At 65.2% G+C, this 22,021-nt stretch carries 16 protein-coding genes; 10 read left to right on the forward strand and 6 right to left on the reverse strand.

The annotated features are described in order from the left end of the window. Positions 1-115 precede the first annotated feature (115 nt). On the forward strand, positions 116-1,348 hold the full coding sequence (locus ACSKT0_RS05840; RefSeq protein ID WP_437772913.1) for an Ig-like domain-containing protein: 1,233 nt from the start codon (positions 116-118) through the stop codon (positions 1,346-1,348). 65 nt (positions 1,349-1,413) lie between these two features. Here ACSKT0_RS05840 and ACSKT0_RS05845 read toward each other — a convergent pair whose 3' ends face one another. Further along, entirely contained in the window at positions 1,414-2,214 is an 801-nt protein-coding gene (locus ACSKT0_RS05845; RefSeq protein WP_437772914.1) for an RDD family protein, read from the reverse strand. 140 nt (positions 2,215-2,354) lie between these two features. On the opposite strand from ACSKT0_RS05845, the gene ACSKT0_RS05850 reads away from it, so the two are divergent. Together ACSKT0_RS05850 and ACSKT0_RS05855 are read left to right on the forward strand one after the other, a co-directional pair. After that, on the forward strand, positions 2,355-3,347 hold the full coding sequence (locus ACSKT0_RS05850) for a stage II sporulation protein M (RefSeq protein ID WP_437772915.1): 993 nt from the start codon (positions 2,355-2,357) through the stop codon (positions 3,345-3,347). 145 nt (positions 3,348-3,492) lie between these two features. Then, a complete protein-coding gene (locus ACSKT0_RS05855; RefSeq protein WP_437772916.1) occupies positions 3,493-4,662 on the forward strand; it encodes a TIGR01906 family membrane protein in 1,170 nt (389 codons plus the stop codon). 92 nt (positions 4,663-4,754) lie between these two features. Here ACSKT0_RS05855 and ACSKT0_RS05860 read toward each other — a convergent pair whose 3' ends face one another. Next, entirely contained in the window at positions 4,755-6,401 is a 1,647-nt protein-coding gene (locus tag ACSKT0_RS05860; protein WP_437772917.1) for a dolichyl-phosphate-mannose--protein mannosyltransferase, read from the reverse strand. 161 nt (positions 6,402-6,562) lie between these two features. On the opposite strand from ACSKT0_RS05860, the gene rsmI reads away from it, so the two are divergent. Together rsmI and ACSKT0_RS05870 are read left to right on the forward strand one after the other, a co-directional pair. Further along, the gene (rsmI, locus tag ACSKT0_RS05865) at positions 6,563-7,393 is read left to right on the forward strand and encodes a 16S rRNA (cytidine(1402)-2'-O)-methyltransferase (protein ID WP_437773980.1); all 831 of its coding nucleotides are present in this window, start codon (positions 6,563-6,565) and stop codon (positions 7,391-7,393) included. A 187-nt stretch (positions 7,394-7,580) separates the two neighbouring features. Next, on the forward strand, positions 7,581-9,062 hold the full coding sequence (locus tag ACSKT0_RS05870; protein ID WP_437772918.1) for an NAD-dependent succinate-semialdehyde dehydrogenase: 1,482 nt from the start codon (positions 7,581-7,583) through the stop codon (positions 9,060-9,062). A gap of 164 nt (positions 9,063-9,226) precedes the next feature. On the opposite strand, the gene ACSKT0_RS05875 is transcribed toward ACSKT0_RS05870, so the two are convergent. The 3 genes from ACSKT0_RS05875 to ACSKT0_RS05885 all read right to left on the reverse strand — a co-directional run bounded on the left by ACSKT0_RS05875 (position 9,227) and on the right by ACSKT0_RS05885 (position 14,330). Then, entirely contained in the window at positions 9,227-11,656 is a 2,430-nt protein-coding gene (locus tag ACSKT0_RS05875; protein ID WP_437772919.1) for a transglutaminase TgpA family protein, read from the reverse strand. 155 nt (positions 11,657-11,811) lie between these two features. Next, complete coding sequence (locus ACSKT0_RS05880; RefSeq protein ID WP_437772920.1) at positions 11,812-13,230, reverse strand: DUF58 domain-containing protein; 1,419 nt, start codon at positions 13,228-13,230, stop codon at positions 11,812-11,814. Positions 13,231-13,253: 23 nt separating this feature from the next. Then, entirely contained in the window at positions 13,254-14,330 is a 1,077-nt protein-coding gene (locus ACSKT0_RS05885; protein ID WP_437772921.1) for an AAA family ATPase, read from the reverse strand. Positions 14,331-14,528: 198 nt separating this feature from the next. On the opposite strand from ACSKT0_RS05885, the gene ACSKT0_RS05890 reads away from it, so the two are divergent. The 5 genes from ACSKT0_RS05890 (at position 14,529) to ACSKT0_RS05910 (ending at position 20,668) form a co-directional block, all read left to right on the forward strand. Continuing rightward, a complete protein-coding gene (locus tag ACSKT0_RS05890) occupies positions 14,529-15,413 on the forward strand; it encodes a TatD family hydrolase (protein WP_437772922.1) in 885 nt (294 codons plus the stop codon). Between the two features lie 266 nt (positions 15,414-15,679). Further along, the gene (locus ACSKT0_RS05895; RefSeq protein WP_437772923.1) at positions 15,680-16,831 is read left to right on the forward strand and encodes a transglycosylase family protein; all 1,152 of its coding nucleotides are present in this window, start codon (positions 15,680-15,682) and stop codon (positions 16,829-16,831) included. A 106-nt stretch (positions 16,832-16,937) separates the two neighbouring features. Next, the gene (gene rsmA / locus ACSKT0_RS05900; protein WP_437772924.1) at positions 16,938-17,819 is read left to right on the forward strand and encodes a 16S rRNA (adenine(1518)-N(6)/adenine(1519)-N(6))-dimethyltransferase RsmA; all 882 of its coding nucleotides are present in this window, start codon (positions 16,938-16,940) and stop codon (positions 17,817-17,819) included. Further along, positions 17,816-18,793 carry a 4-(cytidine 5'-diphospho)-2-C-methyl-D-erythritol kinase gene (locus tag ACSKT0_RS05905; RefSeq protein WP_437772925.1) on the forward strand — a complete coding sequence of 326 codons (978 nt, stop codon included), beginning with the start codon at positions 17,816-17,818 and terminating at the stop codon, positions 18,791-18,793. The genes rsmA and ACSKT0_RS05905 overlap by 4 nt, the downstream gene beginning before the upstream one ends. A gap of 39 nt (positions 18,794-18,832) precedes the next feature. Beyond that, complete coding sequence (locus tag ACSKT0_RS05910) at positions 18,833-20,668, forward strand: ABC-F family ATP-binding cassette domain-containing protein (RefSeq protein ID WP_437772926.1); 1,836 nt, start codon at positions 18,833-18,835, stop codon at positions 20,666-20,668. 483 nt (positions 20,669-21,151) lie between these two features. Here the strand turns inward: ACSKT0_RS05910 and ACSKT0_RS05915 are convergent, their stop codons facing one another. Continuing rightward, a complete protein-coding gene (locus tag ACSKT0_RS05915; protein WP_437772927.1) occupies positions 21,152-21,838 on the reverse strand; it encodes a TetR/AcrR family transcriptional regulator in 687 nt (228 codons plus the stop codon). Between the last annotated feature and the right edge of the window lie 183 nt (positions 21,839-22,021).

The raw sequence follows: 22,021 nt of genomic DNA on the forward strand, positions 1-22,021 counted from the left end.
TACGCCAGCTGACAGGGCGCGCCTTTCGGCACTGTCCGGGACGCATCAGTACCACCGGTAGACTTGGCGGGTCAGTCTTGGGGGCTGGCTTTCTGCCGGGGGATGTGGAGTTGCTGTGGCGTCGCAAAGGAAGCGCAAAGCCGGGAAGATTCTCGGAATCATGGGGATGTGTGCCGCTGTTGCGGCCGGAGGGATCGGTGTTGCGACCGCCCCGGATTTGCTGCAAACGGCAGTCGAATCAGAAGCGGGATCGCCGCAACGCACGGATGTCGGACTGGGGTCCGCCGTCGTCAAGGCAGTGGAACTGGGAATTACGCCCCTTGACGGTGCCCGCGAAGTCAATCCCGCCGTCGGGCCATCTGTGAAGGCCGTGCACGGCACGCTGAAGGACATTGAACTTGTCCCGGCCACGGGCGGCAGGGCCGTCAAGGGAGCCATCAGCGCCGACGGCAGCACCTGGGCCACGGTGGATCCTTTGGGGTTCAACATTGAGTACCGTTTTGGCTTCACCGTTGTTGACGCCGCGGGCCGGGAAACCCGGAAGACCCAATCCTTCACCACGGTTTCCACGCCCAACGAGGCCAACGCCATGGTGTTTCCCAACCACGGTGCCGTCGTGGGTTCGGGCCAGCCCATCGAAATCAACTTCAGCGAGCCCGTGGCGGACAAAGCCGCCATGGAACAGGCCGTGAAGATCAGTGTTTCCTCGGGCCAGAAGGTGGCCTGGCGCTGGTACTCGGACCGGAAAGTTCGTATCCGCCCGGAGACCTTCTGGGCAGCCCACACGAGCGTCACAGTGGACATGCCTCTGTTCGGCCGGGATTTCGGCAACGGAATGATCGGCAACTCAGACGTCAAGGCAACGTTCACGACAGGCCCGCAGCGGATAGCGGTGGTGGACGACGCTACCAAGACCATGAAGGTGTATTTCGACGGCGCGCTCGTCAAGACCGCTCCCGTGACCCTCGGCAGCCCGGATTGGCTCTCGCCCACCGGCTACGCCGTGATCATGGAGCAGGAGCGCCACTCCAAGTTCAACGCTGGCAGCATCGGCCTCAAACCCGGTGACAAAGGCTACTACGCACCGCTCGTCGTCGAGCACGCCAACCGGCTCACGAACTCAGGGGTCTACGTTCACCAGGCGCTTCCATCGGCTTACGGAGCCGTCGGCGCGTACAACGTCTCGCATGGCTGTGTTGGCTTGCTCCCGGCCGATGCCGTGTGGTTCTTCAACAACATGCGTACGGGGGACGTGGTGCAGGTACTGAACACCGGCGCCCCCGCCGTGGAACCGCTAGAAGGCTTCGGCGACTGGAACATCGCCTGGGCCGGCTACGCGAAGCGCTGAGCGCTGCCGGGACTTGCCGCAGTTATGCCCGACGGCGTGGCTCACCCTGCGCGCCGCGCGCTCGGCTAGCGCGTGAATGGAAGCCTGTTGAGTCGATCGCCGACAACGGCGCTGCGTTGTTCTGCGCGGCGCAGCCGTTCCAGGTCACGGTTTCGCCGCTCGCCCAAAACCGCGTGCAGGTAGTCTTCCGGCGTCGTTCCGGGCGGCGGCGATGGGGCGACGTAAGCCGCCAATTCGCTCGCGAGGGCCGCGGCCATGCGGGCGCGCGAGTCCGGCGCCATCCGCCAGGCCTGCTGGACGAACTGTGATGCCCGCCGCGCCATGCCGTCCGGAACCGTGCCGATATCCGCGAGTCGCACCCACGCCTGCAGGTACGGAGGGGCATAGGGGAGGATTTTGGGTTCAGCGGGAACGCGCTGCCTGAGCGAATAGGTTCCGGCCACAACGTCTCCGAGCCTCTTCGACTTGTTGTTGAACAATGCCACGGCAATGGCCAGTCCGCCGAACGTCGCGTAGATCTCCAGGAAGCCGATCAACCCACGGATCACTGCGTGCCGGAAGCGGATGGATCCGCCGTCGTCGCGCACAATCCGGAGCCCGGTAGCCAGCTTGCCCAGCGAGCGGCCGCGGCTCAGCGTTTCCACCGCCACGGGGACCGCCACGAGGCACAGCACCACGCTGGACAAGGCCATCGCGCGGCCCGCGGCCACGTCCACATGGGGTGCCGCCATACTGAGCAGGATCAACAGACCCAACAGCAACACAACGTGAGCCACGACGTCGAGCATGAGCCCAAGTGCCCTCGCCCCGAACGATGCCGGCCGCAGTTCAAGGACCACGGCCTCGCCGGTAATGATCGAACTCAAGCCCGCCCCCAAGCATCGCCACGACGTCTGCAGGACCGGACGGCTCCCGCTGGATCGAGTCTAATCGCGGCCACGGCTGCGGAGGAGGGGTCTGCTTGGATGTGGGACTGTTCGGGGAGGGTTGGGATTAGGGTGGAGCCGTGGACATGGATGCCTTCTCTGTCGTGAACGGGACAAAATGGTCCCGCTTGCACGAACTCGCGCACAAACGGCGCCTTGACGGTGGTGAAGCCGACGAGCTTCTGCGTTTGTACCAAGTAGTGTCATCACACCTGTCCCTCATCAGGTCCGTGGCCCCGGAGAGTGCACTCTCCGCCTCTTTGTCGGCGGCCCTCGCCCAGGCCCGTACCCGCTTCACCGGGGCGCGGTCGAATTTCATGGAAGACCTCGCCCGCTTTTTCGTGGTGTCACTGCCCGCCGCGTTCTACCGCTTGCGCTGGCTCACGGTCTGGTGCGGGGTTTTCTTCTGCCTTGTGGCCGGCGCCTACGCCCTCTGGATCGGAACGTCTGCGGACGCCTTGAGGGCCCTCGGAAGCAGCACTGCCGTGAAGCAATACGTCGACCATGACTTCGTCGGCTACTACTCAGAGAACCCCGCTGCGTCCTTTGCCGGCGCCGTCTGGACCAACAATGCCTGGATAGGGGCGCAGGCCGTGGCCTTGGGCATCACCGGTTTCTGGGTGCCCTACACGCTGTTCGCGAATGCACAGGGCCTGGGAGTCGCAGCGGGCGTGTTTGCCGCCACCGGCAAGATGGACGTATTTTTCAGCTACATCCTCCCGCACGGCCTCATGGAGTTGACGGCCGTCTTCATTGCCTCCGCGGGCGGCCTCCGCATTTTCTGGGCCATGGTTTCCCCGGGTCCGCGGCGCAGAATGCAGGCAGTCGCGGAAGAAGGGCGTTCCCTGATCACGGTGGCCCTCGGCCTGGTGCTTGTCCTGTTCGTTTCCGGACTCGTCGAGGCGTTTGTGACGCCGAGCCCGCTTCCCGTGTGGGCCAAGATCTTGATCGGTTCGCTCGTTCTCGCGGCATACTGGGTCTATGCCTTGGTGCTGGGCGGGCGGGCATTCCGTGCCGGCGCCACTGGCGACCTTGACGCAAACGACGCCGGTTACCGGGAGATAGCCGCCTGACGGCACCCGGGTCCGGCCGCAATCAGACGTTCGACGGGGTGGCTCATCGTCTCTCCGCGAGGGCTGACGGTAGGCTCGAAGGCAGAGAAGATTGCCAGCGGACCGTTCCTGCTCCGGCATGTGAATCCTACGGAAGTGAATCCAAGTGACCGAGAAGAGCCCGATCCCCAAAGACCCGGACGCGGATATCCACGACGACGGCGACGAGCCGGCCTTCGAATGGATGAAGCCCGCCCCCAAGTCCGCGGCCGCTGACGTACGCCCGGCAGGGGCCGCTGACGCAGCCCGGGACTCTTCGGCGAAGCGCGTGCCAGAAGAAGGCAAACAGGGAGCCGGGTCCGCGTCAGGCGCAGTTGCAGGCGAAGCTGCACGGCCTCTCGCTGAACGGCCCGTCGCAGCACAACAGCCGGAGAGCCGGGCAGACCGCAAAGCCGCCGAGGCTGCGGAGGCCGGGCCGGAACCGGCCCTCTTCGCTGAGCCTCTGCCGACGTCGGCCCTTCAGGTCCGCCCGCCGGAAGCCGAGGTGGAACGCCGCAACCACGAGCGGGAGCTGGCCGCCAAAACCAAGCCTCTGGCGCCCCGCATTTTCCAGGTCCTGCTCGCCGCCTTCTACCCGGTGGTCCTCCTGGTGCTGGCAATCCGCGCCGTCGCGAGCCCGTTGTTCCTGTGGGTGGAGTATTACCGTCCGGGCTTCCCCGGAGACGGCTATGGCTTCAATGCCGATGACCGGATGACGTATGGTTCCTATGCCCTGGACTATCTCAGCAACTGGTCCGGGCCGCGCTACTTGGGCGAGCTCGTCAACCATAACGGCGAGAAGCTGTTCAAGGAGGGCGAAGTTTCCCACATGGCCGATGTCAAGACCGTGATGCTCTCCGCATTCGGCGCCGGCGCCCTCATGATCATCATTGGCATCATCGCGATGATCTATCTGCGCAAACGAAGCACGGGCGGGATCCGCCGCGGACTCTTTGCCGGTTCGATCGTCACCTTGGTCCTCATCCTGGGACTGGGCACGCTTGCGGGACTGGGCTGGCAGCAGTTCTTCACGGACTTCCACCACATCTTCTTCGCCAACGGCACCTGGACCTTTGCACTCGACGACACGTTGATCCGCTTGTTCCCGGGACAGTACTGGATGGACTCCGGAATTGCGATCGGCGCCTTGGTCTTCATCACGGCACTGCTGACACTCATCTTCACGTGGCCTACCCGCCGTCGTCGCGGACTCTCTGCCAAGAACGAAGCCGCTGCGGACGACAGTGTGGATCCCGACCCGGAGATCCGCGCGGAGGCCGGCACGCCGGAGAAGTAGCACCGCCGCAAGAACGAAGAAGCGGCCTCCCCGGAATATTCCGGGCGGGCCGCTTCTTTGTGCGCGTGCCGTGCTGACCATCGGGCAGACCCTTAGATCCAGGACGGCATCCACATACGCATGCGCCACCCCTGGTAGCTGATCACTTCTGCCGTCCACACCGGATAGAAAAACGCCGACAACAGCACGGCAAGGACCACCACAAGGCCAACCACGTAGAGGCCCGAGCGGCGGCGCCACGGAGGAGCCCCGCTCTTGCCGAGCACCAGTCCTAATCCATAGACGAGAGCCAGCACGAGGAAAGGCTCGAAGGAAAGCGCGTAGAAGTAGAACATGGTGCGCTCCGGATACATGAACCACGGCAGGTAACCGGCGGCGACCCCGGCCAGGATGGCCCCGGCCCGCCAGTCGCGCCGGCCCGCCCACCAGAACAACACCACGAAAAGCGCAATCGTGGCACCCCACCAGATCACCGGGTTGCCGACGGACAGGATCGCCGAAGTGCAGTTGGGCAGATCGCAGCCGGGGGTTCCCTGCTTGGGGGACTCATAGTAGAACGATGTGGGCCGCCCCATGACGAGCCAGGTCCACGGGCTCGCCGAATACGGATGGGGCGAGCTGAGGCCTTGATGGAAGTTGTACGCCTCCATGTGGTAGTACGCCAAGGAGCGCAGCGGCCCGGGAATCCATCCCCATGTATCGGAGGGATTCGTATCCGCCCAGTGGCGATAGTAGGCGTCCTTGGAAAGGAACCAGCCGGTCCACGTCGACAGGTACACGGCTCCGGCCACCGGGATCATGGTGAAGAACGCCGGAATGCCGTCCTTGATGATCCCGGCGCTGGGCCAACTCCGGATGCCCGCAATACGCCGCGCGCTCATGTCCCAGAACACGGTCAACAGGCCGAAAGCGACGACGAAGAACAGCGCCGACCACTTGGTTCCGACCGCCAAGCCGAGGCACACACCGGCCGCCAGCCGCCACCAGCGGAATCCGAGCCACGGCCCCGAGGCGAGGTGCAACGCCGTCGGCCGGCCGTCCTTGGAGGCGCCTGCCAGCGCGGCAAGCCGTGCCGCCAGCCGTCGCCGTCCGTCGTCGCGATCCATCAGCAGGGCGCCAAAGGCTGCGAGCAGCCAAAACATCAGGAAGATGTCCAGCAGCGACGTCCGCGACATGACCAAGTGGTGGCCGTCGACGGCGAGCAACAGCCCAGCAGCCGCGCCCAGGATGTGGGAACGGAACAGCTTCAGGGCGATCAGGGCGATCAGGGCGATGGAGAGGGTGCCCGTCAGGGCCGCGGAAAACCTCCAGCCGAAGGAATTGTCCGAGCCAAAGAGCCACATCCCGAAAGCGATCATCCATTTCCCTACCGGGGGATGGACCACGTACTCGGGGGAGTTGAGCAGGACGTTCGGGTTGCCGGCATTGAAGGCATCGTTGGCCTTGTCCGGCCAGCTCCGCTCGTATCCGCTGACCAGGAACGAGTAGGCATCCTTGACGTAGTAGGTCTCGTCGAAGACGAGGCTGTGCGGTGCGTCGAGGCGGACAAAACGCAGGATCCCGCCGATCACGGCAGTAATGGTTGGGATCAGCCAGAACCAGAGCCTCAAGGACGGCGGATAATCCCGCCAGCTTTGGATGCTGCCAATGAGCCGCGTCCGCAGGGCCTCGGCTGCGAAAGCCTCCCGGGGCCGTATCAACCAGGTTTGCGGGGCGGGGCGCACGGAGGTATCGGTCACTCAGCCCATGCTACCTTTTGCCGCCGGTAGCTCCCTGAAAGCGGTAGCCGGGGCATTAGGCTTGTTGGGTGACTGAACAGCTGAGCTCCCCGGATGAAACCACCGTTCCCGACTCGGCGGAGTCCCTCGAGACGGAGGCCCTGCCCGCCCTGCCCGACGGCGTGGGCCGGATCGTGCTGGCCGCCACTCCCATCGGCAACGTGGGCGATGCCTCCAGCCGGCTTATCGAGTTGTTGCAGACGGCAGACATCGTCGCTGCAGAGGACACCCGGCGCCTGCATCGTTTGGTCCAGTCACTCGGCATCACCGTGTCCGGCCGGGTCATCAGCTACCACGAGCACAACGAGGCCGCCAAGACCGAGGAACTGCTGGATCACGTACGGGCGGGCAAGACCATCATCATGGTGAGCGACGCCGGAATGCCCGCAGTGTCCGACCCCGGCTTCCGCCTCGTGGAGGGAGCCGTGGCAGCAGGGCTGTTCGTCACAGCTTTCCCCGGCCCGTCCGCCGTCTTGACGGCCCTCGCACTATCGGGGCTGCCCACGGACCGGTTCTGTTTCGAGGGATTCCTTCCCCGTAAAGCCGGCGAACGCAGCGCCCGGCTTGCGGACCTCGGCAACGAACGCCGGACCATGGTGTTCTTCGAGGCACCACACCGGCTCGAGCCAATGCTCCGTGCCCTTCACGAGCGGTTCGGTTCGGACCGCCGCATCGCCGTGTGCCGCGAATTGACGAAGACCTACGAGGAAGTCATCCGGGGAACCGTCCGCGAACTGCTCGAGTGGGCTGAAAACAACGAAGTCCGCGGCGAAATTGCCGTCGTCGTGGCCGGCGCCCCAGAACAGGCGCCGGGCAAGCCCGAAGACCATGTTGCCGCGGTCAATGACCTCATTGCCAAGGGCATCAGGCTCAAGGAAGCGGTAGCCGCGGTGGCCGAGGAGGCCCGCATCAGCAAGCGCGAGCTGTACTCTGCTGTGCTCGCGGCGCGGTAAGGCAGTGCTCGCGGCGCGGTAGGTTCCGGCCAAGCTGAGGCTGTGCAACTGCACAAACACTTGCTCCCGCGGCAGTGCGCGAAGGCGTAGACACTGCTTCGCGGCGGGCAGTACCGTGACAGTAATTCCACAAAAATCAAGTGTTGGTGCATCTCTCCAACGTGCGCCGACTGACGAAGGAGTCACAGTGACTGTTACCGCCGATCGCGAAAGCGAACTTCTCGCCTCCGTTCCCACGGGGCTGCTCATCAACGGCCAGTGGCTGCCTGCGGCGTCCGGCAAGACGTTCGATGTCGAGGATCCCTCCACGGGCAAGGTGCTCTTGAGCATCTCCGACGCTGGAGTGGAGGACGGCGCCGCGGCGCTGGACGCTGCTGCCGCCGCCCAGGCCTCCTGGGCCCGTACCGCTCCCCGCGAGCGTGGCGAAATCCTGCGGCGAGCGTTCGAACTTGTCACGGCACGCGCCGAAGACTTCGCACTGCTCATGACCCTGGAAATGGGCAAGCCCTTGGCCGAAGCCCGCGGCGAAGTAGCCTATGGCGCCGAGTTCCTGCGCTGGTTCTCCGAGGAAGCCGTCCGCGTCAGCGGCCGCTACTCCGCGGCCCCGGACGGCAAGAACCGCATCCTGGTCCAGAAGAAGCCTGTTGGTCCCTGCCTGCTGATCACCCCGTGGAACTTCCCGCTGGCCATGGCTACCCGCAAGATTGCCCCCGCGGTTGCCGCCGGCTGCACCATGGTGCTCAAGCCCGCCAACCTGACCCCGCTGACCAGTCTGCTCTTCGCGCAGGTCATGCAGGAAGCCGGCCTCCCCGCAGGCGTGCTCAACGTCGTCCAGACCTCCACGGCAGGCGCAGTCACAGGGCCCCTCATCAAGGACGACCGCCTGCGCAAGATCTCCTTCACAGGTTCCACCGCCGTCGGGCAGTCCCTCATGCGCGAAGCCGCCGACAAAGTCCTCCGCAGCTCCATGGAACTCGGCGGCAACGCCCCGTTCGTGGTCTTCGAGGACGCCGACCTGGACAAGGCCGTGGAAGGCGCTGTCGCGGCCAAGATGCGCAACATGGGCGAGGCTTGCACCGCAGCCAACCGCTTCATTGTGCACGACTCCATCGCCGACGCCTTCGCCGACAAGTTCGCTGCCAAGATCTCCGCGCTGAACACCGCGCGCGGTACCGAGCCGGACTCCACGGTCGGCCCGCTGATCGACGGGAAGGCCCGCAACGGCGTGCATGCCCTCGTGTCCGACGCCGTTGCCAACGGCGCGATCGCCGTCACCGGCGGTGCCCCGGTGGACGGACCAGGCTACTTCTACCAGCCCACCGTGCTCAAGAACGTGTCCGCGGACGCCCGCATCCTGAAGGAAGAAATCTTCGGACCGGTGGCCCCGATCATCACGTTCAAGAGCGAAGACGAAGCCATCAAGCTGGCCAACAACACCGAATACGGCCTGGTTGCCTACGTCTACACCAAGGACTTGAACCGTGGTCTGCGCGTCAGCGAAAGGATCGAGACCGGCATGCTCGGCCTCAACGCCGGCGTCATCTCCAACGCCGCAGCACCTTTCGGTGGCGTGAAGCAGTCCGGCCTGGGCCGTGAAGGCGGTTTCGAAGGCATCGAGGAATACCTCACCACGCAGTACGTCGGCATCGCGGATCCTTACGCCGACTAGCAAAGCCTTCGGCAGACCTCTCGCAACGGGGACCTGCCGTTGAATGAAGGCAGGGCACTGAACCTTTGGGTTCCGGTGCCCTGCCTTTTGCCGTTCCATCCAACTGAGTCGCAGTTGTTGTCGTTTTCGGCGCCCATAACGACATCTATTGCGAGTTAGTTGGGTCAGCGCCGCCAGCGGATGGAGCCGGACAGTCTCTGCACGGATGCTGCCGCGCGGCGTGCTGCCGCGGCGGAAATGCCACCCAGCCAGCGGAAAGGTGACCACAAGAGCTGGAACCAACGGGACATCAAGGACGGCGGGAACCAGTCCGCGCGGAAGACCGCGAACCAGGAGGCGTTGCGCCGGAACGCGGCCCGGACAGCCGCGATCCGGTCCCCGGCCGGGTTCGGTTCCTCCGCCGTAGTATCCGCCGGGATGCCCGCGGGGGGACCATAACGCTGCCGTTCGAAGTCTCCGGTGAGCGATGCAAGCGCGTGCTGGCCGGCGTCGTCGGCGGCTCCCGACGGCGACGCTGCCGCAGCCGGCGCTCCGAGTGCGGCCGAGTTGCTCAATCGAGCCGCGAAATGCCGCGGCGTTTCGCTGGGCACGGGCGGTACACCGTAATCCGTGGCGAGGTCCTGGAGCTCAGCCCATGCCAGGACGGGGCCATCCCGGGGCTCGGCGGGGCCGGCTGTGCCTCCCGAACCGGGATGCTTGGCCCGTGCCGGCCTCAGGCGCCGAGCCCGGATGCCGGAGCGGACCAGCCGCGGGGAGGCTGCCAATACCGCAAGAAGAAGCGCGGCCGCGGTGACGTACAGAATGGTTGCGGAGCCGCCGGCCGTGCCTGATCCGACTCCCGGACCAGCAACGGGCGGTACAGCAGCGGTACTCGGCGCGGGAGTCGAGGAACCCGGGGTCAGGTTTTCGTCATGCAGGTTGGTGCTCGGGCCGCCCGCTGCGGCAGCCTCGCTCGCGTAGGGCGGAACGACGCCGCGGGAAGGGGTTGGTTCGAAGGCGACCCAACCGACTCCCTCGAAATAGAGCTCGGGCCAGGCGTGGGCGTCGCGGGCATCCACCTGGTATTCCGGCAGGGGTTCCTGGCCCGCCACGGCAACTGTGGCCCCTGTGGCGTGGCCCGGCGCGTAGCCGACGGCGATGCGGCTCGGGATTCCCTCGAGCCGCGCCATGACGGCCATTGCAGAGGCAAAGTGCACGCAATAGCCGCTCTTCTGCTGCAGGAAATCGGCCAGCACTGACATGCCGTTGCCGTCATAACCGCCCTGCACCGGAGCCTGCAGGGAGTAGCTGAACTGAGACGAGCGCAGATAGTCTTGGATCGCCATCGCCTTGGCATAGTTGCCGTTGGCGCCGGCCGTCACTGTCTTGGCGGTGTTCTTCACAATGTCCGGAACATTGCTCGGCAACTGGATGAAATCCTGCGAGATGGACGTGGGCTTGGCGTTGTCCAGGCTCAACGTTGCGGAGGTCAGGGCCGGCAGCGCCGAATACACCGTGTACTGCTGGTTCCTCGTGGTTCCGTCCTCGCCGCGGATGCTGAGCGTCGCCGGATCCCACGACCAGCGTCCGCTCAGACCGTTGACGGCTGTCGGTGCATAGGGGACCGGAAGGTACGGACTGGTGAACTGCCCGGTGTCGACCACCGTCACTTGGCGCACGAGCTCGGAGGGGAGCGGGTAGTCCGGCGCCATCCGGCCCGGCCCTATGCGCCGTGAGGCTTCGCGGTCGTCCGGTGCCCAGGTATCGCCGTCGAACTTGTCGATGGTGACGGAGCGCAAGTAGACCGGGGCCGTGGAACTCGTGGCATAGGTGATGCTGCCGTCGCCGGTGGGATTCCGCAGGCTGTTGCCGAGCGTGATCATGGGGTTCAGGCCGTTGGAGACACCCCAGGGATTCAACCGCGAACCCACCGGAAACGTCCCGCGATCGAAGCCCGGAATGGCCAACGGCAACAGGAGCCCCAGCGCCAGGGCCACGCCACCGATCACGATGGATCGTTTGAGCTGCCCCGTGCCATGGGCGTTGTCGGTCTGCAACCGGGAGTCCGGCGCGAACCACTGGCTGCAACCGAGGATCAGGATGAAGCCGACTGCGGCAGCGAGGAATCCGGGCAGCCCGCCGCCTTGCGGCTTGATGGTCGCCGGGAACACGAGGACAACCAGCAGGCCCAAGCCGCTCGTCGCAGGCATGCCGAGCGGGACCGCCAGGGCGTCGACGAGGACAGCAACCACGCCCAGGGCCGCGCAGGCGACGAACACGATTCCTGCGTTCGGTGAGACGGGTGCCGTCTCCGAGACTACGGTTTCGCCGGCCCGTTTGAGGAACTGACCCAGCGTGTCAAGGGTCGCGCCGGAGGGAATGAAGCCCGCGATGCTTTCCGGCCGGAAGAACGTGAAGTCGAGGATAAACACCAAGGCGAGCAGGCCGCCCAAAGTGGTGAGCAAAGGGTGGACCCTCAAGGCGCGCAGGACCGCCAAGGTCAATCCGACGACAAACACCGTGGTGATGGCGGGAACCAGCCAGGCCCAACCCCTGAAAACCCCGTTGAGCGAGAGCGAGGCTCCGAGCACTGCGACGGCGATGGCCGCCGACATTGCCCAAGGGTACGCTCCGGGCCCTGGCTTCCGCCGGGCGCGGGGCGCCCTTCCCGGACCAGGGGCACTTCCCTGACCGCGGGAGGCAGGGTCGCTTGTCCCTGCCGGCTCCGGGCCCGCGGACCGTCCCGGAGAGCCGTTCCTGGAGGTAGTGGTCATCGTGGCACCGCCGCGCCACGCCGGACGTCCATCGCTGCGGCAGCGGCCGCGAGGATCTCTCCTTGATCGAAACCGGCCCATGCGGCAGTAAGGTCCGTTCTCGAACTCACGGCCACGGCACGCCAGCCACCCAGCTTCAGGGCTTCGATGACGGGCTGGACGTGGTGCGGGTGGTCGGTGACCACCAGGGCAAAGGCGTTGGCCCCGTAGCCGGCGGCCGGCGCCAACGCGCGGGCCTCGGAGAGCGGCATGTTGCCGAGCAACGCGAGGACGGGGCCACGCAGGCGGTGTGCGGCCAGCTTGTCCATGAGATGGTCGTCGAAGGGCGCCTCGGCACCATCGACGACGGCGGCTTCCTTGCGGCTGCGCTCGCCGTGGACATGCCGTGGGCCGCTGAGCTGGATGGCGGCGAGGCTTTCGGCAATGGATTGCAGGCCTCCCACGCTGCTGAATTCCTCGGTTTCGGGATACGGCGCGGAGCGGGATGTGCGAAATGCGGGGTGTCCGGCGGCATCGAGGAAACGCAGCGAATAGTTGCGATCGGCAAGGTGGGCGCTGATCGACATCGCTGCCGTCACGACCCATTCGAAGTTATCACTGCTCACCAGTTCAAAAGCGTCTTCGTGCGCGGGGCCGAAGACCGCGGCAGAGCCCGACACGAAAGCGGAATAGCGTTGGTCCAGGATGATGGTCGCCTCGGGCGTGGTGACGGATTCCTCCTGCCGCACCATGAGTTCGCCGTGCCGCGCCGTCGCGGCCCAATGGACGCGCCGCATGGGGTCGCCATGCCGGTATTCACGGGTCATCACATCGTCGTCGCTGGGATTGGCGCGGATCCGCGTGGCCGTCACGCCGTCGTTTCCGCGTGCGCCGGCCAGGCCTGTGGCGGGGAGTTCGACGGCGGCGGGCGTCACGGTCAGGATGTCGCCGTCGTCGATCTCGTGCCGGTGCAGCGACAATCCGAAGGGATCGCAGAACTCGGCCGTGACCGGACCGATCCTGAACTGGCCGCGCTTGCCGGAGCGCAAGTGGTACTCATAGCGGCTGGTGCCGCCGGAAGCGGCACGGGCGGGAAAGCGAAAAGCCGGAGGTTCGCCGAAGCGCGGTGGCAACTGCTCTTCCATGATCACCGGCCCGGCCGCTGCGCCGGTCCGCGCAACTGCCAAGCGCACGGTGGCCGTGGAGGAAGTCTCCACGGAGGAGGGATGGAATTCGCGGAACACCTGGAAACGCGGCTTGAGTATGCGGACGCCGGCAAGCGATACCAGCGGCAGCACCAGCAGCAGGATCCCGAGGGCCAACAGATCCCGCCTGCCAGTGATCTGGGCAAGCAGCAAGAAACCCACACCACTGGCCAGCAAACCCCAGCCACGGGTAGTGAACAGATGCTTCGGAAGTAGATCGATCAGCGCCATGCCTGCCCCCTCCTTCCCTCTCCCTAGCTGCCGCGGCGTTCCGCGCCAGCGTCTTGGCTTACCGGGAGGGAGGCCAAGATGGCCCGGATGATGCTTTGTGGTGTATCACCGGAACTCGCGGCCTTGCGGTCAAGGATGATGCGGTGTGCCAGAACGGACTCGGCGACGGAAATGACGTCGTCGGGAAGGACGAAATCCCTTCCGTCGAGGGCAGCGGTCGCTTTGGCCGCCCGCAGCAGCTGCAGGAGGGAGCGCGGGCTGGCTCCGAGGCGCAGGCGGGCGCTGTCCCGGGTGGCCCGGCCCAGGGCAACCGTATATTCCTTGACGGACTGCGAAACGTAAACCTGCTGCACCGTGGCGATCATTGCGGCGACGTCCGCGGAAGTGACCACCGGTGTGACTTTGGCGAGGGGTGAGACCGCCTGATGCGTCTCGAGCATCTCGATCTCGGAGAGCTTGTCCGGGTAGCCCATCGAGATGCGGGCCATGAAACGGTCCCGCTGCGCCTCCGGTAGCGGGTACGTTCCTTCCATTTCGATGGGGTTCTGCGTCGCGACAACCATGAACGGTTCGCCCAGCTGGTAAGAATGGCCGTCCACCGTCACTTGGTGTTCCTCCATGCATTCGAGGAGGGCGGACTGCGTCTTGGCGGAGGCGCGATTGATTTCGTCTCCGATCACGATGTTGGCGAACACCGCACCCATCCGGAACTCGAACTGCCTCGAGGACTGGTTGTAGATGGAGACGCCGGTGACGTCCGAAGGAAGAAGGTCCGGGGTGAACTGGATCCGGCTGACCTTGCAATCGATGGTCCGGGCGAGGGTCTTGGCGAGCAGCGTCTTGCCGACACCCGGCACGTCCTCCACCAACAGGTGGCCTTGGGCGAGGAGGACGGTGAGGGCAAGCTTGGCGGCCTCGGCTTTGCCGTCGATGACTTTGTTGATGGCCGCCAGGATTTTCTCGCTGGCAGCGTGGAATTGCTCAGGATCCATGACCGTCGGCTTGTGCCCGTTGAAGGACTCGCGCTCAGGCGGCAGGGCAGCCACGGCCTCGTCCCGTAGCAACTCGTCATCAACGGTGCCGTGTCGCTTTGAGTCCATGGACAATCCCCTCAGCCATGACAGAACCCCGGCCGGGCCGCGGTGCCCTGGCCGGGATTTACCGCCTTTTGTACCAGACTACCCAGCCTAGGGCCGCCGCAGACAGAGGCATGTTCCGCTGGAAAGGATACAGGGGTGATCAGGGAGGGATACGTCGGCGATCAGGAAGGCATCAGCAGGGAAAGATAGGGTGGATCCATGTGCAATTCCCTCCCGCCGGCTTCCTACCGCGCGCCTGAAACCGGCGATTCCCGCAAAGAATACCCGCCTGCTCCCGAACCGCTGCCGGTCCCCGTGATGGACAACCACACGCACCTCGACTTCCGGCACGGCCTGCTCGAAGTCGCGGTGGCGGATGCCCTGGACGCAGCCGAAGCCGTAGGTGTCCAGGGCGCGGTGCAGGTAGGTTGCGACCTCGAGTCATCGCGGTTCACGGTCCAGGCGCTTGACGCGGACCGGCGGCTCCTTGGAGCTGTCGCCATCCACCCCAACGACGCCCCCGTTTACGCGGGCCGCGGAGAGCTGGAATCGGCGCTCGCGGAAATCGAGGAGCTGGCTGCCCATCCGAGGGTCCGTGCGATCGGTGAAACCGGGCTTGATTTCTTCCGCACCCATGGAGACGGACTGGTGCACCAGCGCCATTCGTTCCGCCGCCACATCGATATCGCGAAGAGACTGGACCTCACGCTCCAGATCCACGACCGTGACGCCCACGACGACGTGGTCCAGGTTCTCCGGGAGGAGGGGGCCCCCGGGCGGGTGGTGTTCCATTGCTTCTCGGGCGATGAAGAACTCGCACGGATCTGCAATTTGAACGGCTGGTACATGTCCTTTGCGGGCACCATGACGTTCAAGAACGCCGCAAATCTGAGGGACGCGCTGGCCATCGCGGATCCGGAGCTGGTGCTCGTCGAGACTGACTCCCCGTTCCTCACGCCGCACCCTTACCGGGGCCGTCCGAACGCGAGCTACATGGTGCCGTACACCGTCCGTTCCATGGCCGAAGTGACCGGAACAGAGCTATCCACGCTGTGCTCGCAACTGGCTCAAAACACCATCGCCACCTACGGATCCTGGGACTAGGCAGCATTCACGCTGCATACCCAGTATGTAAAAATCTTGGTCACTTTATAACGCTTCGGTTACAGTGGGTAACCAGTAGCCGGGGTCGGGGAAGGCCTTCGGACAACTAACTCCGTTCGCAATTGGTGTTTTCAGTTGAATTGAGTGTGGCGGCGCACAACTCCGCTGCAGTCCTCACGCATGCTTCGGCCTGCATCCGGGACCGCGGCAGGAGGCCCCTGTGCGCTTTTCCCCGTGCCCGGATGGTCCAAAAGTTACGGGCAAACATGGTCAAGTTCTTCACCACGGGCGGCAAGTTCAGTTTCGTCAAGGTCGGTGCGCAGCTGCTGGTGCTTTTGGCACTGGTGCTGGGAGTCGTTGCTTTCACGGGCAACAACAAATCAGTCACCCTCAACGTCGACGGCAAAGTGAGTTCCGTCCAGACCTTCGGCAATACCGTTGACCAGGTGGTCAAGGCAGCCAAGGTTGATCTGAAGGCTGAGGACCGGGTTTCCCCGGCCTTGGACACCTCGGTGCAGAACGGCTCCATCATCAACGTCAATCTGGCCAAGGCCGTAACGGTCAGCCTTGACGGCGCCCAGCGGACGGTCAACACCACGGCCCCGAACGTCGAAGGCCTCGTCTCCGAGCTCGGCGTCGCGAGCGCATCGGCCGTCTCCCAGCCCAAGGACACGCAGCTGGCCGTCTCCGGATCCTACGTTTCGATCCTTACCCCCAAGACGATCAGCCTGATTGTCGACGGGCAGAGCTCTTCAAAGACCACGACGGCGGCCGACGTGGGAACCGTCCTCAGCGATGCCGGCGTCTCGCTCGGCGCGAACGACCGGGTTTCGCAGCCCAACTCGGCTCCCGTTGTCCAGAACATGGTGATCAAGGTTTCCCGGGTGGACACCAGCAAGACCGCCACCGAGACGGAGAACGTCCCCTTTGACACGGTCACCATGGAAGACCCCACCCAGTTCAGCGACCAGAAGACTGTGACCCAGGAAGGGGTCCTCGGACTGCTCAGCAAGACGTTCAAGCTCGTCCTGGTAGATGGTCGCGAAGCTTCCCGGTCTTTGGTCTCCTCTGACGTCACCGTCAAGCCGGTCTCCGCGAAGGTGACGGTCGGAACCAAGGAGCGCCCCAAGCCCGCCCCCGCCGCGGCTGTTGCCTCAGGACCTACCGGCGCGCCGAACGAGGCAATGTGGGACAAGATTGCTCAGTGTGAGTCCGGCGGGAACTGGGCCATCAACACCGGCAACGGTTACTACGGTGGCCTGCAGTTCGACATCCAGACCTGGATCGGTTCCGGCGGTGGCGCTTACGCTCCCAACGCAGCCGCCGCCAGCAAGGCCCAGCAGATTGACATCGCCAACCGCGTCTACGCGCAGCGCGGCCTCGGACCTTGGGGCTGTGGCTGGGCAGCTTCCAGCTAAACGAAATGAAATTGGCCGGGTCCGGAATCTTCGGGCCCGGCCTTTTCGCGTGCCGAAGATGGGGAGCGCGCGCTCCCGCTAGTCGCTCAGACGATACGATACCTAGGTGACTGAACCGAATTCCGAACCCGCCGCCGTCGCACCCCTTCTGGGAGCTGCGGACATCCGACGGCTCGCCGAGGAAATCGGTGTCCGCCCGACAAAGACCCTGGGCCAGAACTTCGTCATCGACGGCAACACGATCCGGAGGATCGTCTCTGTCGCCGGTATCGATCCCGAGGAAACCGTGCTCGAGGTTGGGCCGGGGCTTGGTTCGTTGACGCTCGGCCTGCTCGACGCCGCCAAAACAGTTGTCGCCGTCGAAATCGATCCCGTACTGGCAGGCAAGTTGCCGGACACGGTGCGCGCGTGGCGCCCGGAGTCCGTGGACGATTTCCATCTCGTCCTCTCCGACGCCATGAAGATCACCGAACTTCCGGTACAGCCCACGGCCCTCGTGGCCAACCTGCCGTACAACGTGGCGGTCCCTGTGGTCCTGCACCTGCTCCAGCATTTCCCGAGCCTGCAACACGGGCTGGTCATGGTCCAGGACGAAGTGGCGGACCGGCTGGCCGCCGGGCCCGGCTCCAAAATCTACGGAGTTCCCTCGGTCAAGGCCGCTTGGTACGGCCACATGCGCAAAGCCGGCGTGATCGGCATGAATGTCTTCTGGCCGGCGCCGAAGATCCACTCCGGACTCGTGTCCTTCACCCGCGGTATACCGCCGGCAACGCACGCGACGCGCGAGCAAGTCTTCGCGGTCATCGACGCAGCATTCGCCCAGCGCCGCAAGACACTCCGCGCGGCCCTCGCGTCCTGGGCCGGGAGCGCGGCCGAGGCCGAACGTTTCATCGTGGCTGCAGGCGTTGATCCGACGGCCCGCGGAGAGGTGCTCGATATCAACGCGTTTGTCCGGATCGCCGAGGCACGCCACCCCCTGGACGCATGAATCCGGCAATCAGCGGTGCGATCCGCGGCCGCTTCGTCGCACGGACCGTCCGCGTCCGGGCGCCCGGCAAGGTGAATGTTTCCCTCAACGTCGGCCCCTTGCGGCCCGACGGCTACCACTCGGTGGCCAGCGTGTATCTCGCGGTATCCCTGTATGAGGAAGTAGCCGCCACGAGCACCGAGGGTCCCGGGATCACGGTCAGCATCGCTCCCTCAAGCACGTTGGACCTCGACGGTGTGGACATCCCGCTGGACGAGCGGAACCTGGCCTACAAGGCTGCCGCCATCATGAGGGATGTCTCGGAGAACGCCACGGGAGTGCACTTGGAAATCACCAAGCGCGTGCCTGTTGCCGGAGGCATGGGCGGCGGCTCGGCCGATGCCGCGGCGACGCTCCTGGCCTGCGATGCGCTCTGGAACAGTGGTTTGTCCCGGGAAGAACTGGCCCACCTTGCCGCGGAGTTGGGTGCGGACGTGCCGTTCTCGCTCCTCGGAGGTACCGCCGTCGGGCTTGGCGTCGGCGACGAACTCTCACCCGCCTTGGCGAAAGCACAGATGGACTGGGTTTTGGTCTGCGCCGACTACGGACTCTCCACACCCGAGGTCTTCCACACCTTGGACAGGCTTCGGAACACCGAGGGACTCGACATCCCCGAACCGCTAGAGGTCGACGCCAAGATCCTGCAGGCACTGCGCGACGGGAATCCCGACGCCCTGAGCAAAGTCCTTGTCAACGACCTTCAGCGCGCCTCGATCGAGCTGTCTCCGCAATTGCGGGACACCATCGGGATGGGAGAGTCGAGCGGTGCCCTCGCCGGGATCGTTTCGGGTTCCGGCCCCACCGTGGCCTTGCTCGCCCACAACCCCCGGGCGGCCGAAGGGCTCGCCGAAGACCTTCGGCACCTGGGACACAACGCCCTTGCTGTGCACGGCCCGGTTCCCGGTGCCCGGATCATCTCCGATACCCTCCTTTGACAAGTCGCCCTGACTGTTCACATCAGAAAGTAGTACCCAGTGGCCCACCTGCTCGGCGGTGAAAACCTCACCGTTTCGTTCGCAACCCGCACCATCCTCGACGGCGTAACCCTTGGTTTGGAGGACGGCGACAGGATCGGCATGGTCGGGCGCAACGGCGACGGCAAATCCACGCTGATGCGCTTGCTGGCATTGCGATCGACGCCGGATTCCGGCCGCGTCACCAAACGCGGCGACGTCAATGTCGGCTACCTCGACCAGTCCGACGTGCTCGACGGCGACCTCACCGTGGGGGCCGCGATCGTCGGCGACCAAGCCGACCATGAATGGGCCGCGAACCCCAAAATCCGCGAGATCATGGGCGGCCTCGTGGCCGACGTCGATTGGCACGCCAACGTGCATGCCCTCTCCGGTGGACAAAAGCGCAGGGTCGCCTTGGCCAAGCTGCTCATCGAGGACCACGACGTGATCATGCTCGACGAGCCCACCAACCACCTCGACGTGGAAGGGGTCGCCTGGCTCTCCCGGCACTTGAAGACCCGATGGAGGGCCAACCAGGGCGCGTTCCTTGTGGTGACGCACGACCGTTGGTTCCTGGACGAAGTCTGCAACCGGACGTGGGAAGTTCACGACGCCATGGTGGACCCGTTCGACGGCGGCTACGCGGCCTACGTGTTGGCCCGCGCCGAGCGCGACCGGAGCGCTTCCGTCGTCGAGAGCAAACGGCAACAGCTGGTCAAGAAGGAGCTGGCGTGGCTGCGCCGGGGCGCCCCGGCGCGAACCTCGAAGCCGAAGTTCCGCATCGAAGCCGCCAACGAGCTGATCGCCGATGTTCCTGATCCGCGCGACTCGGTGGCCCTCAGCAAGATGGCAACCGCCCGGCTCGGCAAGGACGTGCTGGACCTTGAAGGTGTCTCCCTCGACTTCAAGGGCGACGACGCCGGCCGGAAGCTCTTCGACGACGTTACCTTGCGCTTGGCGCCCGGGCAGCGGCTCGGGCTGGTGGGCGTCAACGGTGCCGGAAAGTCCACACTGCTGCGGCTGCTCAACGGCGAGATCACGCCGAGTTCCGGAAAGGTCAAGCGCGGCAAGACCGTTGTCACGGCGGTGCTCAGCCAGGACGTGAAGGAGCTCGACGATGTGTCCGACCTTCGTGTCATCGAGGTCATCGAACGCGAGAAACGCTCCTTCAGCGTTGGCGGCAAGGAATTCACGGCCGGCCAGCTGGTGGAGCAACTCGGGTTCACGAAGGAAAAGCAGTGGACGCCCGTCACCGACCTTTCCGGTGGCGAACGGCGCCGCCTGCAACTTTTGCGCCTGCTCGTGGGCGAACCCAACGTCCTGATGCTCGACGAACCCACCAACGACCTCGATACCGACACTCTTGCCGCCGTCGAAGACGTCCTTGACGGCTGGCCCGGCACGCTCGTCGTTGTCAGCCACGACCGCTACCTGCTGGAACGCGTCACGGATTCCCAAATGGCACTCTTGGGCGATGGCAAGCTGCGCGGACTTCCGGGCGGCGTGGACCAGTACCTCGAATTGCGCGAAGCCGCGCTCGCGAGCGGTGCGGTGACCGGCGGCGCGTCGAGCGGGAGCGCCAGGCCGACGGCGGCAAGCGGCTCGAGTGCGGCCGCCTCCGGTCCGAGCGAAGCAGAGAAACGTGAAGCCCGGAAGGACCTGAACCGGATCGACCGGCAGCTCGGCAAGATCGCGCAACAAGAAGAGAAGCTCCACGTCCAAATGGCGGCCAAGTCCCACTCCGGCGACTTCGACGCCCTCGGCGAACTGAACACGAAGCTCCAGGAACTCCTCGAAGAAAAAGAAGGCCTGGAGCTCGAATGGCTCGAGGCGGCCGAGATCCTGGGGGAGTAGTCGGGCACGTCGCGGATTCCCGCAGTCCGGCGGTTAAGGGCGGCGGACTGCCGGCGTCGTCCGCGAAAGAGAGAAGGGCGCTGGGTCCGAATCGACATCCAAATGTGCTGACGACTCGGAAAGAGGAATCCGATGCGCGGATTCCGGTGTCGACAGGAATTTTGCGCGTCGCCGGGACACATCCGCGTCGACACCAATGCGCGCATAGGGGTGAGTCCCAAACGGAACTTTGGCAAGAGCGGTGCTGCGGGCCTTCGGGTAGGAGCGCATCGCGGCGCATCGGGGTTTGGAGGTCGCTCAGCGACCGGAAGACCCCCACATGCGCTGTGTCTAAGCGACGGCGAAGGGCCGTTGCGCCGCGGAGGCGACCTCGGACGCGACCGCAAAGGCAACCACGGACACTGGCGAATGGGCCGTGGCGCCGCGAAGGAGACCAAAGACGTGACCGCGAAGGTGACCACGGACGCGACGCGAAAGGTGCCCCTAGCCCTCGCTCCGCAGCTCCGGCTCTTTTTGCAGGCCCGTCAGGCCGTTCCATGCCAGGTTGACCAGGTGGGCCGCTACTGCGCGCTTGTCGGGCTCGCGGTGGTCCAACCACCATTGGCCGGTCATGGCCACCATGCCCACGAGCATCTGGGCGTACACGGCTCCATCGGCTGCGCTGAATCCGCGCCGGGAGAATTCGTCGGCCAGCAGGTTTTCCACGCGATCCGCCACGTGGGAGAGCAGGGTGGAGAAGGCGCCTTCGGGCTGGGATGGCGGGGCGTCGCGCATGAGGATCCGGAAGCCGTCGCTCCGCTCTTCGATGTAGCCAAGCAAGGCAAGCGCCGCCTGTTCAACGAGGACGCGCGGTTTGGCTTCGGCGGCGAGGGACTCGTTGATGGCGTCGAGGAGGATCCGGAATTCGAACTCCACAACCTGCGTGTAGAGGCCTTCCTTCGAGCCGAAGTGCTCGTAAATCACGGGCTTGGACACGCCTGCGGCCGCTGCGATTTCGTCGATGGTCGTAGCGTCCAGGCCGCGGGCGGCGAAGAGGCCCCGGCCAATTTCGATGAGCTGGGACCGGCGCTGGGAGCCTGTCATCCGGGCACGGACAACCTGGGCGGCGGGTGCGTGGTTGATTACCCTGGAACCCGTCGATTGCCGGGGAAGTCCTGTGCTGTTGCTCACGCATCCATCATGCCTCATGTCAAGCGTGCAGCGACCTCGGGAGTGCCTGTAAGTGCCGATGAAAAGGACTCAGGAATGCACCAAGTCGCGAACACCGCAATGGTCATGGCAAACTAGATTCTTGTGTGTGCGACCCGGTCAATCGGGAAGCCCGAGGACCCCGCGTCCGCAAGGGCCGCGTGC

The organism is Arthrobacter sp. KNU40 (assembly GCF_051515115.1).
Taxonomy (GTDB): Bacteria; Actinomycetota; Actinomycetes; order Actinomycetales; family Micrococcaceae; genus Arthrobacter.

Excerpts from the sequence above, each read along its gene's own strand:
- ACSKT0_RS05875 (WP_437772919.1), bottom strand. The coding sequence starts at position 11,656 with ATGTCGGCGGCCATCGCCGTCGCAGTGCTCGGAGCCTCGCTCTCGCTC.
- ACSKT0_RS05880 (WP_437772920.1), bottom strand. The coding sequence starts at position 13,230 with ATGGCGCTGATCGATCTACTTCCGAAGCATCTGTTCACTACCCGTGGC.
- ACSKT0_RS05885 (WP_437772921.1), bottom strand. The coding sequence starts at position 14,330 with ATGGACTCAAAGCGACACGGCACCGTTGATGACGAGTTGCTACGGGAC.
- ACSKT0_RS05890 (WP_437772922.1), top strand. The coding sequence starts at position 14,529 with ATGTGCAATTCCCTCCCGCCGGCTTCCTACCGCGCGCCTGAAACCGGC.
- ACSKT0_RS05895 (WP_437772923.1), top strand. The coding sequence starts at position 15,680 with ATGGTCAAGTTCTTCACCACGGGCGGCAAGTTCAGTTTCGTCAAGGTC.
- ACSKT0_RS05905 (WP_437772925.1), top strand. The coding sequence starts at position 17,816 with ATGAATCCGGCAATCAGCGGTGCGATCCGCGGCCGCTTCGTCGCACGG.